This window comes from Rhodoferax sp. ZS1R25 (assembly GCF_056521335.1).
The window spans coordinates 54,324-66,423 of record NZ_JBWMAZ010000005.1; the positions used below are offsets into that span (position 1 = coordinate 54,324).

13 protein-coding genes are annotated in these 12,100 nt (G+C 65.9%); 4 read left to right on the forward strand and 9 right to left on the reverse strand.

What is annotated here, in order from left to right:
- Position 1 precedes the first annotated feature (1 nt).
- Genes AC097R_RS20575 through AC097R_RS20595 form a run of 5 tightly spaced genes read right to left on the reverse strand, consistent with a single transcriptional unit; the run spans position 2 to position 3,755 of the window.
- Entirely contained in the window at positions 2-1,213 is a 1,212-nt protein-coding gene (locus AC097R_RS20575; RefSeq protein WP_479600092.1) for an aminotransferase-like domain-containing protein, read from the reverse strand.
- 45 nt (positions 1,214-1,258) lie between these two features.
- Positions 1,259-1,588 (reverse strand): DHCW motif cupin fold protein, encoded by a 330-nt coding sequence (locus tag AC097R_RS20580; RefSeq protein WP_479600093.1) that lies wholly within the window; start codon positions 1,586-1,588, stop codon positions 1,259-1,261.
- A gap of 9 nt (positions 1,589-1,597) precedes the next feature.
- Positions 1,598-2,200, reverse strand: a complete 603-nt coding sequence (locus tag AC097R_RS20585) for a LysE family translocator (protein WP_479600094.1) — start codon at positions 2,198-2,200, stop codon at positions 1,598-1,600.
- Complete coding sequence (locus AC097R_RS20590; protein ID WP_479600095.1) at positions 2,197-3,123, reverse strand: DMT family transporter; 927 nt, start codon at positions 3,121-3,123, stop codon at positions 2,197-2,199. The genes AC097R_RS20585 and AC097R_RS20590 overlap by 4 nt, the downstream gene beginning before the upstream one ends.
- Positions 3,120-3,755 carry a LysE family translocator gene (locus AC097R_RS20595; protein WP_479600096.1) on the reverse strand — a complete coding sequence of 212 codons (636 nt, stop codon included), beginning with the start codon at positions 3,753-3,755 and terminating at the stop codon, positions 3,120-3,122. Before AC097R_RS20595 ends, AC097R_RS20590 begins: the two co-directional genes overlap by 4 nt.
- A 98-nt stretch (positions 3,756-3,853) precedes the next feature.
- On the opposite strand from AC097R_RS20595, the gene AC097R_RS20600 reads away from it, so the two are divergent.
- From AC097R_RS20600 to AC097R_RS20615, 4 genes are read left to right on the forward strand one after another with little or no spacing between them, the layout of a single operon-like run.
- A complete protein-coding gene (locus AC097R_RS20600) occupies positions 3,854-5,287 on the forward strand; it encodes an aminotransferase-like domain-containing protein (protein WP_479600097.1) in 1,434 nt (477 codons plus the stop codon).
- The gene (locus AC097R_RS20605; RefSeq protein WP_479600098.1) at positions 5,284-5,631 is read left to right on the forward strand and encodes a DUF4087 domain-containing protein; all 348 of its coding nucleotides are present in this window, start codon (positions 5,284-5,286) and stop codon (positions 5,629-5,631) included. Before AC097R_RS20600 ends, AC097R_RS20605 begins: the two co-directional genes overlap by 4 nt.
- Positions 5,632-5,660: 29 nt before the next feature.
- Complete coding sequence (locus tag AC097R_RS20610; RefSeq protein WP_479600099.1) at positions 5,661-5,966, forward strand: NIPSNAP family protein; 306 nt, start codon at positions 5,661-5,663, stop codon at positions 5,964-5,966.
- A gap of 47 nt (positions 5,967-6,013) precedes the next feature.
- Positions 6,014-6,517 (forward strand): hypothetical protein, encoded by a 504-nt coding sequence (locus tag AC097R_RS20615; RefSeq protein WP_479600100.1) that lies wholly within the window; start codon positions 6,014-6,016, stop codon positions 6,515-6,517.
- A 69-nt stretch (positions 6,518-6,586) separates the two neighbouring features.
- Here AC097R_RS20615 and AC097R_RS20620 read toward each other — a convergent pair whose 3' ends face one another.
- From AC097R_RS20620 to flgJ, 4 genes are read right to left on the reverse strand one after another with little or no spacing between them, the layout of a single operon-like run.
- Complete coding sequence (locus AC097R_RS20620; protein ID WP_479600101.1) at positions 6,587-7,810, reverse strand: YuxH family protein; 1,224 nt, start codon at positions 7,808-7,810, stop codon at positions 6,587-6,589.
- 3 nt (positions 7,811-7,813) lie between these two features.
- On the reverse strand, positions 7,814-9,181 hold the full coding sequence (gene flgL / locus AC097R_RS20625; protein ID WP_479600102.1) for a flagellar hook-associated protein FlgL: 1,368 nt from the start codon (positions 9,179-9,181) through the stop codon (positions 7,814-7,816).
- A 31-nt stretch (positions 9,182-9,212) separates the two neighbouring features.
- Positions 9,213-11,156, reverse strand: a complete 1,944-nt coding sequence (gene flgK / locus AC097R_RS20630) for a flagellar hook-associated protein FlgK (RefSeq protein ID WP_479600103.1) — start codon at positions 11,154-11,156, stop codon at positions 9,213-9,215.
- Positions 11,157-11,172: 16 nt separating this feature from the next.
- Positions 11,173-12,099, reverse strand: a complete 927-nt coding sequence (gene flgJ, locus AC097R_RS20635) for a flagellar assembly peptidoglycan hydrolase FlgJ (RefSeq protein WP_479600104.1) — start codon at positions 12,097-12,099, stop codon at positions 11,173-11,175.
- Between the last annotated feature and the right edge of the window lies 1 nt (position 12,100).

Genomic DNA, 12,100 nt, shown 5'->3' on the forward strand with positions numbered 1-12,100 from the left:
GTCAGCTCCTTTGGGCGTGAATGGCGGCGGCCAGGGCGGCCACGCCGCGGTGGATTTCTTCCACGCTGGGTGTGACAAAGGAGAGGCGCATGGCGCGTGCGTCTGCGTTCCCGGCATAGAACGGCGCGCCGGGCACAAAGGCCACGCCCTTGTCCACCGCATGGGGCAGCAGGTCCACCGCGTTCATGCCTTTGGGCAGGCGCGCCCACAGGAACATGCCGCCGGCTGGGGTGTTCCAGGTCAGGGTGTCGTCCGGGTTGCCGGTACTGGGGAAGTGGTGGGCCAGCGCCGCCAGCATGGCATCGCGCTGCGCCTTGTACAGGCTGCGGATGGTGGGCACATGGCGGTCCAGAAAACCGTTTTGCATTACCTCAAAAATCATGCGCTGGTTAAAGCCCGGGCTGTGCAGGTCGGCGGCCTGCTTGGCTTGCAGCAGCTTGGGGTGCACGGCCTTGGGGGCCACCATAAAGCCCATGCGCAGGCCGGGCGCCAGCACCTTGGAGAACGAGCCCAGATAAATACCGCCCTCGGGGTTGCGCGCGGTCAGCGGGGCGGGCGGGGCTTGGTCAAACCACAGGTCGCCATAGGGGTTGTCTTCCATCAGTGGCAGGCCGCTGCGGGCGGCCTCGGCGCTCAGCGCGGCGCGGCGCGCCTCGCTCATGCTGCGGCCTGTGGGGTTCTGGAAGTTGGGCAGCACGTAGAGCAGGCGCGCGTTGTCCGACTTGCGGGCCAGGTCGGCGATGTCCACGCCTTCCTCATCATTGGCCACGCTCTCTACATTCGGCTCCATGGGCATGAAGGCCATCACGGCGCCCAGGTAGGTGGGCGACTCCACCAGCACCTTGCTGCCCGCGTCGATCAGGATTTTGGCGACCAGGTCCAGGCCTTGCTGTGAGCCGGTGGTGATCAGCACCTGGGCGGGGTCGACTTTCCAGGGCACGCCAGCCGCGGCGCTTTGCTTGCCCAGGTTGTCGGCCACCAGCTCGCGCAGCGGGCCGTAGCCCTCGCTGGCGGCGTACTGCAGAGCACCGGCGGGGTCGTCTTTCAACACCTTGGCGCAGGCCGCTTCAAACTCGGCCACGGGAAAGGTTTGGGGCGAGGGCAGGCCGCCGGCAAAGCTGATGATGCCGGGGCGTTCGGTGACCTTGAGGATCTCGCGGATCACCGAGGGGTTCATCTTTGCGGCGCGTGCGGCCAGGGTCCAGTGCGTCATGGGGTCTCCAGAGAAATACGTCAAAAACTCAAACGGTGCGTGTATTCAGTCCACCACAAACAGGGTGGCGCCCAGCGGCGCGGTGGAGCGGTGTGGTTCTGCATTGTCTGCCACCTGGTAGCTCATTCCGGGGCGCAGCGTGAACGTGCGGCCATCTTTTAGCGCAGTGTGCAGCTCGCCCTGCAGGCAAAGCAGGATGTGGCCTTTGACACACCAATGGTCCGATACGTAGCCCGGCGTGTACTCCACCATACGCACCCGTACGTTGCCAAAGTGCTGGGTGCGCCACAGCGCGTGGCCCGCCTGGGCGCTTTTCTCTTCGACCGGGATGGTGGACCAGTCGGTGGTGCCAAAGGGGATGTTGTGCAGTTCCATTCGGGGCTTTCAGCTGGTCAGCATGGGGTAGAGCGAGGCCACCAGGGCCAGGGCCATGGTGATGTTGAAGAGGCGCAGGCGCTTGGGGTTTTGCAGCAGGCTGCGCATGGCCTGGCCAAAGCCCACCCAGACGGCCGAGCAGGGACTGCCCAGCACCAGCGACATCAGTGCCAGCACCAGCACCTGGGACACGCTGGCGTCGGGTGGCAGGTAGGCGCTCATGGCGGTGACGATCATGACCCAGGCCTTGGGGTTGATCCATTGGAACGCGGCCGCGCCCCAGAAACCCATGGGTTGGGGTGCAGGGGCCGTGGGGTCTGCGTCGGCGGGGCGGGCGGTGGCCAGCTTCCAGGCCAGCCACAGCAGGTAGGCCGCGCCGCCCCAGCGCATCAGCTGGTAGAGCGTCGGAAACTGGTCCAGCACCGCATGCAGGCCCAGGCCCACGCACAGCAGCATCACGGTGAAGCCGATCTGCACGCCCAGCAGGTGCGGCAGGGAGCGGCGCACGCCAAAGTTCACGCCTGAGGCCATCAGCATGGTGTTGTTGGGCCCTGGCGTGACGGAGCTCACGATCAGAAACAGGGCTGCAGCGATCCAGAGGTCGTGGTTCATGCGGAGGCTCCTTTTGTCACGCTGCGGGTCACAGTTTGTACCGGCATGCGCCGGCCAATGAAGACGGTGGCAATCACTGCCACGCCAAAGCCCACGGTGACCGCGTCCAGCCGCTCACCCAGGATCGGCACGGCAAACAGCATGCCCAAAAACGGCTGCAGCAGTTGCACCTGGCTCACGCGCACGGTGCCGCCCAGGGCCAAGCCCTTGTACCAGGCGAAAAAGCCCAGCCACATGGAAAACACCGACACATAGGCAAACGCCATCCAGGCGCTGGCTGGCAAATTGTGTTCCGGAAACTGCCACACGGCCAAAGGCAGGTTAATGGGCAGCGCAATCAGCAGCGCCCAGCAAATCACATGCTCGGCGCGCATGCGCTGCGAGAGACGTCCGCCAAACCCGTAGCCCACCGCCGCACAGGCCATGGCCAGCAGCAAGAGCACATCGGCCATCTGCAAGGTCAGGCCACTCTGGCCCGACCGCAAAACCGCAAACGCCACCACCAGCGCCGTGCCGGCCAGCGCGCAGACCCAAAAGGCGGTGGACGGGCGCTGTCGGTTCAAAAAGGCCCCCACCACCGCCGTGGCCAGCGGCAGCACGCCCACCATCACGCTGGCGTGCACGGCCTCCACATGGCGCATGGCAATGGAGGTGAACAGCGGGAAACCAAACACCACGCCCAGCGCCACCAGCACCAGCGGGCCCCAGGTATCGCGCGGCGGCAGCGGCGCTTTTCCCCACCAAAGCAGCAGGCCCGAGAGCACACCGGCCACCACGGCGCGGCCAAATGCGATGAACATGCCCGACATCAGCGGTGCGTCGGGCGTGCCCACGGCCAGCCGTGTCATGGGCAGGGTCAGGGCAAAAATGGTGACGCCCAGGACGCCCAACCACAGGCCTTTTTTGAGGTGTGAAGTAGTCATAGAGATCCCATCCAGGCGGCGGTGGCCACCAGCACGGCAGCCATGCCGCGGTTGAACCAGCGCAGGCGCTGCGCTGTGGCCACACCGGCCACCACGGGGCCACACAGCCAGTCGCGCAAGAGCGAGCCCATGGTGGCGTAGAGCAGATTGCTGAAGAAGCCAAAGGCCAGCATCAGGGGCAGCGTGATGGCGTAGCGCGCCAGCGCGTCCTCGCGCCCGGCCAGCCAACCAGCGGTCACAGTCAGGCCCAGCATCCAGGCCTTGATATTGAGAAACTGCAGCGCCACCCCCTGCCAGAAGCTAACGTTCATGCGACTGGCATCGGACTCCCCCAGGCTGCTGGCGCCCGCCATCTTGCAGGCCAGCCACAGCAGGTAGGCAATGCCCAGCCACTGGATGGCGCTGCGCAACAGCGGCAACGCCACCACCAGCGCGCCCAGGCCACCGGCACACAGCGTGAACAGCAGGCCCCAGCCCAGCGGCACCGCCACCACAAAGCGCATGGCGCGCCGCAGGCCGAGGTTGGCCGCCAGTGCGGTGGACAGCGTGGTGTTGGGGCCCGGCGTGAAGCTGGCCGCGGTGGAGAGCAACAGCAGCGCGGTGAATTCGGCGGGAGCAAATGGGTTCAACATGGGAATCACTGTACTTTGAAAAACAACACACTTGCAGTACAGTTTGTGTAGACAGAAATCAAACTGTACTGCTGGCGGGGCCAGCACAGAGGACTCCCATGCTCATGAAAACCGCGGCCCAAAGCCTGGCCGAACAACTGGCGGCACTGTTTGCCCAGCGCATCCGCGACCGCCTGCTGGCGCCCGGCGCGCGGCTGCCCTCGGTGCGCCTGTGCGCGCAGCAGCAGGGCGTGAGCCCGTCCACCGTGGTGGGCGCGTACGACCAGCTGCTGGCCCAGGGCCTCGTGGAGGCGCGCAAGAACCGTGGCTTTTATGTGCGCGATCTGCCCTCAGCCCCCGCCGAATCTACGCGACTAGCTACGTATTTGGTAGCAAGCGGGGTGGACAGCACCGCCCACCGCGCGCCGCTGAACGCCACCGCGCTGATCCGCGGCATGTTCAAGGGCGTGAGCAACAAGCCCCAGCCCGGCATGGGCGTGCTGCCCAAGGAGTGGCTGCAGTCCACCTTTCTGGCCACGGCCGTTCGGCGCAGCTGCAGTGTGGAGGCACTCAATGCGTTCTCGCTGCAGTACGGCGAGCCCGCGGGCGACTCAGGGCTGCGCCGCGCGCTGTCTACCAAGCTGGCGGGCCTGTCGGTGCACGCCGCGCCCGAGCAAATCATCACCACGGTGGGGGCCACCAACGCGCTCGATGTGGTGAGCCGCACGCTGCTGCGCGCGGGGGACTACGTGATGGTGGAAGAGCCCGGTTGGGCGATCGAATTTGCGCGGTTGGATTCGCTGGGCATGCGCATCCTGCCGGTGCCACGCCGCGCCGAGGGGCCAGACCTAGAGGTGATGGCGCGCTACTGCGAGGCGCACAAGCCCAAGCTCTTTGTCAGTGTCAGCGTGTTCCACAACCCCACGGGGTTTTGCCTCTCGCCCAGCAGCGCCTACCGCATCCTGCAGCTGGCGAATCAGCACGACTTTCATATCGTCGAAGACGACACCTACAGCCACTTCGCACCCGAGCACTCCACGCGCCTGTGTGCGCTGGACGGCCTGCAGCGCACCATCTACGTGGGCGGCTTTGCCAAGATCCTGGCGCCCAACTGGCGCGTGGGCTACCTGGCTGCGCCCAAAGACCTGGCCGAGCGCCTGTTGGACACCAAGCTGCTGTCCACCCTGACGACGCCCGCGCTGCTGGAGAAGGCCTTGGCCTGGTGCATTGACCAGGGCCAGCTGCGCCGCCATGCCGAGCGCATTCGCACCCAGCTGGATGGCGCGCGTGCGCGCAGCGTGAAGCTGGCGCTGGCGCACGGCTGCACCTTCGCGTCTGACCCCGTGGGTTTGTTTGGCTGGGTAGAGACCGGTGTGGACACTGACGCCTTGAGCCAGCGCATGCTGGACGAAGGCTATCTGCTGGCGCCCGGCGCCCTGTTCCACGCCCAGCGCACCCCCAGCAGCCTCATGCGCATCAACTTTGCGAGCACGCAAGAGGCCCAGTTTTGGAAGACCTTTGCGCGCCTGCGCGACGAACAGGTTCGCGCATGAAGCGCCTGCTGGCCCTGGCGCTGTGGACCGCCTGCGCGGTGCAGGCCGCACCCCAAACGCGCTGCGGCTGGTGGGACAATCCCAGCCCCGGCAATGTGTGGCTGCATGACCGCGATGGAGAGTGGGAAGTCGCCACCCAGGGCGGCCATGAGGCAGAGGGCGACTGGCCCAACTTCTCGGCGCGCCAGCAGGTGCGCGTGAACGGCAACTACGGGTATGGCTGCGCCTGCCTGCGCCTGACCGTCAACCCCACAACCCGGCAGGTGCTGAAGATCCTCAGCGCCCAGGCCCGCCCCCTGGCGCAGTGCCGCGCGGACCCCGCCCTGGGCAAACCGCCAGGCTGAACCTATCAACTTTCATTGGAGAACCCCCCATGGTGACCTGCTATCTGCGCTACGTGATCGACCCCTTCAAGCTCGCCGAGTTCGAGCACTACGGCAAGCTCTGGATTCCGCTGGTGGAGCGCTTTGGCGGCCAGCACCACGGTTACTTCATGCCCTCCGAAGGTGCCAACAACATCGCCTTGGCTATGTTCAGCTTCCCCAGCCTGGCGGCGTACGAAACCTACCGCCAGCAGTCCTTCAACGACGCGGAATGCCAGGCCGCGTTTCGCTATGCCGAAGAGACGCGCTGCATCGTGAGTTACGAGCGCACGTTCTTCCGCCCCGTGTTTCGCTGAGCCTGAAGCCGTTACGATGGCACAGGATTTTTAAGGGAGACTGTTTCATGGCATCGTGCGCGTACTGCAACACTACGATTCTTCTGGGTGGCAAACGGCAGGGCGACCTGCGCTTTTGCAATGCCACCTGCATGCAGCGCGGCGCGCTGGCCCTCACGGCGCGGGCGCTGCCCCAGCCCGAGGTTGACCAGTACGTGGCCCAGGTCCACCGCGGCCAGTGCCCCGCTTGCAAGGGTGCCGGGCCGGTGGATGTGCACACCTCGTACCGGGTGTGGTCGGTGCTGTTCATGACTTCGTGGTCCAGCCGACCCAAGGTGTGCTGCCAGGGCTGCGGCACCAAGCGCAAGGTCGGTGACACGGTGTTCTCGGTGGTGCTGGGCTGGTGGGGCTTCCCCTGGGGCTTTCTGGTCACGCCCATGCAAATCATCCGCAACGTCTGGGGCGCGGTGAACCAGCCCGACCCCTCCACGCCGTCCCCCGCGCTGGAGCAGATGCTGCGGCTGGAAATGGCGGCGCGGGCGGCGCCTGCGCGGAGCAAGTTATTGGATTGAGATGGTGGCTGCTCCTATTTCAGGAGCTGCTCGCGCATATTCCACGCGGGCTAGCGCCCTAAAATGTCACTAAACAGCTGCCAACGAGCGCAGCAGGGCGCGGTTCACTTCGTCGGCGGGCAGGTCGTGGGCCTTGCAGACATCGCGGATGACTTTGGTGGAGCTGCCTTCGAGCGCGCTGGCCACTTGCAGCCACGGCGCATAGGGGCCGGTCTGGCCCAGCACGGCGGATGCCACGCGGCCCGGCAGAGGCAGGCGGTGCAGGGCGGCGCCCAGGTTTTCGCCCAGCAGCAAATCCACTTGCGAGAAGATGCCGCACATGAAGACTTCGCGGCGCAGCTCGTCTTCGGCACCCGCGTCCGCCAACCGCTCCATGATGCGGGCGCGCAGCACCATGGCGCCGCGGATGGGTTGCAGGTTGGCATCGCTGCTGGCATGGGGCATTTGCTCCATGAGCCAGGCGCGCAGGCGGCTATAGCCCATGTTGAGCAGGCCCTGGCGCACGCTGGCGGTCTCGTTGCGCAGCGCCAGCGCAGCTGAATTGGCAAAGCGCAAAAACCGGTAGATCAGCAGCGGCTCGTCGCCCATGCGGCGCTCCAGCGCCTCCAGGGATTCGTCGACGTCAATCGCGCGCACCAGGTCGCGCAGCACCTCGCGTGCGGGCTGGATCTGCTTGTAGCGGTAGGCGTAGAGCATTTCCTCGGTGGGCCAGCCGGCCACCCCCCAGACGGCCTGGTGGTCCAGCGCGTGTTCCACCAAGGCCTGGCTGGCCAGCCCCTCGTACAGCGCGCCGGGCACCACGGGGCTGGACACTACCCCGGCGCCACCGCTGCCACCGTCTTGTGTGCGGCGCAGCGCGGCGCGCAGCGCGCCCAGCGCGTCTTGCGGGCTCAGGGTGCGCAGGGTTTTGTGAAAGCTGCCTTGTACCTGGGCTTGCGACGCGGCTTGGCCGACCTCGCCGCTCCACACCAGGCGGCGCCCGCGCTGGTGGGCCTGGCGCACCAGGCCTGCAAGCTGGGTGTCGCCCAGCCAGGCATCGGGCACTTCCAGCCAGATGCCACCGGGCGGCGCGTGTTTCAGCAGGTCACTCAGAAGCGCTGGCGTGCGCACGCTGAGCAATTGGGTTTCCTTGCCGGCAGGCCAAAGTTCTTGCAGGGCTTGCAGCAGGTGCTGTGCATCCACCGCGCTGCCGCTGTAGGGGTCCACCCACAGGCGCACGCCGCTGCGCTGGCGCCATTGGTTCCACAGGGGTTGGTACCCCATGGTCACGCTGCCCAGCACCGAGGGGGTCATGGCTTACCCGAGGAAGTTGAACAGCGAGAGCTTTTGCACCTGCGCGTAGGACTGCAGGGCCGCGGAGTAGGCGGTCTGCTGGTTCTGGAAGTCGGAGATGCCCTTGATCATGTCCAGGTCTTCCGCGCGTGAGCGGTTGCCCTCTTGCTCGATGTTGCGCTTGTCGTTGTCGGTGGTGATGCGGTCGGCGCGACCCAGCAGGTCGCCGGCCTGGCCGCGCACAGCCGAGATGCGGGTCATGCTGATGTCCACGTTGTGCAGGGCCTGGGCCACGGCCTGCGTGGCTGCGTTGGCGTTGGTGGCCTTGCCGATGTCGTTGATGGCGGTGTCCAGCACGCTGAACACGCTGCGCTTGAAGGTCACGTCCACCGTGTCCCCCACGGCCGGGCTGCCGATCACGGTGGCACCGCTGTTCTTGTCGGTGGTGGGTGGGATGCCGTTGATGTTGAACGTCAGGCCGGGGATGCCGGTGATGGCGATCTTGGCGTTGCTGCCCGTGGCATACGAGGCGCTGGCGCCCGACACCAGGGGGGCGGGGCCGCTGACGGCTGGGGTCTCGGTGATGTCGTAGGTGACGGTGGTGGTGCCCGGCACGGTGGTGGAGTCCAGCGCCGTGAAGGTGATCTTGTAGGTGGGGTAGTCGGGGTTGCCCGCCGTGGCCTGGGCCAGCGCTGCGGTGCTGGCCACAGTGGCGCTGTTGCTCACCACCACGCCGTCGGTGGTCAGTGATCGGTTGGTGGGAATGGCGCCACTGGTGGTGTTGCCCACGGTGACGTTGAACACGCCATCGCGTGCGGGCTGGTTCATGAAGGCGCTTTCGCCATCCAGCGTGAACGGAATGGCGTACTGGCCGCTGGCCGCCTGGCCGGGCAGGCCGTTGAAGGTGTAGTCCGGCGCGACCGACTGCGGGCCCACAAACGGTGCCAGTGCGCTACCCAGTGCGGCAAACAGCGGCAGGCCATTGCTGTCCTTGGTATTGGCCAGCGCCAGGATCTGGTCGCGCATGCCGGTCAGCTGGCTGGCAATGGTGGTGCGCTCCGACGCGGTGTAGGCACCGTTGCCGGCGGTCACCACCAGCTCGCGGAAGTTCTGCAAGGCGTCGGTGATGTTGCCCAGGGTGCTTTCGGCCGATGCGATGGCGTTGCGCTGTGATTCGAGTGCGCGCTGGTCGGTAGCAATGCGGGCAATGCGGTTCATCGCGCGCTCGGCCTGGGCGGCGCCCGTGGGGTCGTCGCTGGCGCTGTTGATTTTCTTGCCCGAGGTCAGGCTCTCTTGCAGGCTGGCCAGCGTGGTCTGGCGGGATTGCAGGTTGCGCAGGGTGTTGTCGTAGGCGTTGGCGGACCCGAGCCGGGTAAAGGCGGTGGCGGTCATGCGTGTTCTCCAAGCGTCGGGCGCCTAGCGGCTACCGGGAAAGGCCCTGGATCAGGGTGTCAAAAATGCTTTGGGCGATCTGGATCATCTTCGCCGAGGCCTGGTAGGCCTGCTGGTACTGCAGCAGCTTGGCGGCTTCTTCGTCTAGGTTCACACCCGATACACCCGAGCGGTCTTTCTCTGCGTTGGTGGCAATGTTGCTGGACACCTGGGCCGAGTAGTTGGCGCTTTGCGAGCGGATGCCGATTTGCGAGATCAGGCCGGCGTAGCCGTCGGTCAGCGCGGCACCGTCAAACATGGGCTTGTCCCGCAGGTCCATCATGGCGCTGGCATTGCCGCCGCTGGTGGCGGCAAAGGCGTTTTGGCCAATGGTCACCGTATCGTTGGTCGCGGGCATGCCGGTCAGCGTCAGTGCAAAACCGGGGAAGCCTGCTGGCGTGTAGTTGATGGCCTGGCCCGATACATAGGGCTGGCCGGTCACACCGGGGGTCAGGGCGGTGTTGTCCACGATGTCGTAGGTGGTGCCGCCCACGCCATTGGTAAAGGTGACGGTGTAGCTGGGCTGGGGCACGGTGGCCGCCGTGGTGGCCATGGTCTTGGCGCTCAGGCTGGCCAGTGCCAGTGAGCCGGTGTTGGTGGGCTTGAGCGTGGCGGCCAGCGGTGCGGCCACGGCCAGCGCACGTGGGGTGGAAAATTCGCGCCCCACATTGCTGGCCGAGGTGCTGTAGGGCTTGAGCAGAAAGCGGTCGCCCGCGGTGGCACCGGCGGCACCGGTGGTGGTGATGGTCAGGCCGTCCAGCGTCACCGGGCTGCTCAGGTCCACGGTGCGCACCAGCCCGTCGCTCATGCGCTTCACCGAGGCATTGGGCGGGGTGGTGAAGTTGATCTCGTAGTCAGACGCTTCCAGCTTGGTCACATCTGCGACGGACAGGGTCATGCTCGCCGCCGAGGTTTGCCCCGTGGCTTCGTAAATGTTGGAACTGCCAAAGGTGGTGGGCGTGAAGATGTTGCCGCCCACATTGCCGTCCAGGTCCAGGCCCAGCTTGTGCTGGTCGTTCATGGCGGTGGTGATGCCCATGGTCAGGCGGCCCAGCAGGTTGCGGCCCTCGGCCAGGTCGTTGTTCTGAAAGCGCAGCAGGCCCGAGACTTCGCCGCCGCCCAGGGTGTTTTCGTCCAGCACCATGGAGCTGCCGTTGCGCGTGATGGCCAGCCGGCTTTTCAGCGTGTCGCCAAAGTCATCGGGCACGATGGACACGGGCGCCACCTCGGTGCCCAGCACCAGGGCTTGGCTGCCGCCGATGAAGACGCCCACGGTGCCGTCATCCGCCGGGATGGAGGTGGTCTGCACATACTGGTTCAGGTCTCGGATCAACTGGTCGCGACGGTCCAGCAGGTCGTTGGGCGGCTGGCCGTTGCCCTGGGCGCGCGAGATCTGCTGGTTCACATCGGCAATGTTGTGCGCCAGGGTGTTGATGGCGGTGACCTTTTCGCCGATGGACTGGGCGATGCCGCTTTGCAGGTCGTCCAGGCTTTGCGATGCAGAGCGCAGGCGACGTGCGGTTTCGTCCACGCGGGTCAGCGCCACGGTGCGTGCGGTCAGGTCGGTAGGGGAGCTGGCCACGTCCGAGAAGGCGTTCAGCATGTCGTTGATGCTGGCGCCCACGCCGTCGGTCCCGCCCTGGAAGATGTTGGTCAGCTGCGTCAGGTAGTTGGCGCGGGTTACGTCGGCAGACTGGGTGGTGGCGGCCAGCGTGCTTTGGCGGTTCAAAAACGAATCGAAGTTGCGCTGGATGGTCTGAATGGACACACCCTTGCCCAGGTAGCCACCGCCCGTGAACTGGCCAGCAACGGTTTGCAGCACCACCTTCTGGCGCGAATAGCCGGCGGTATTCACGTTGGCAATGTTGTTGCCCGTGGTTTGCAGTGCCACCAGGTTGGCCTGCAGTGCCTGCGCGCCGATGTTCAGAATGCCCATGGTGGTCGGTCTCCGTTTACACCTGCACGCGGCGCAGTTGCAGCGTGGTGTTGATGGCGCGGCTCAGCTTGGCGGCGTATTCAGGGTCGGTGGCGTAGCCGGCCTTTTGCAGGCCGCTGGCAAAGGCGTGGGCCGAGGTGGTCTGCTCGCGTGCCTTGGCGTAGCGGGGGCTTTCCGTGATCATGCGGGCGTAGTCCTTGAACGAGTCCTCATAGGAGTCGTAGGCGCGAAACTTGGCCACCTGCTTTTGCGCCACGCCGCCCACGTATTCGGTGGTGGTGACTTCGGCCACCTTGCCGGTCCAGCTGGCACCGGCCTTGATGCCAAACAGGTTGAAGGAATTGCCGCCGCCCTTGACCTTGATCTGGTGGTTGCCCCAGCCAGTCTCGTGGCCGGCCTGGCCCAGCATGTAGCTGGCGGGTATGCCGGTGGCTTTCTCCACTTTGCTGGCCACGTCTGAATGCTTTTTGACGAAGTCGGCCTGGCTCTCGGTGGGGGCGCGTTTGGTTTTCACCGGGGTGATCTTCGCGTCCATGCCCAGGTCCTTGGCCGCCGCCTTGGCGGGTTCGGTGCCGGTGGCCGTGGGGGGCGTGGTGCCGGGCATGGTCACGCCCATCTGGCGTGCCAGCTGCTGGGAGATCATCTCCGACAGGCCGCCAGGCTGGCCCGACATCTGCACGGCAAACTGCTGGTCCAGCATGTCAGCACCCAGGTCGCTGCCGGGGTTGTCCAGCATGCCGGATTTCATGCTGTTGCTGGCCTCGCGCATGCTTTTCACCAGCTCGCGCATGAACAGTGATTCAAACTGCTTGGCCGTTTCCTTGATGGTCTCCGGCGTGGCCTTGCTCGCGTCGAACTTCAGGTTGCTGAGCGACTGGGAATCAACCGCCAGGCTCTGCGAGCTGGAGAGTGACGAGGTGCCGTAGATGGATCCGTAGCTCATG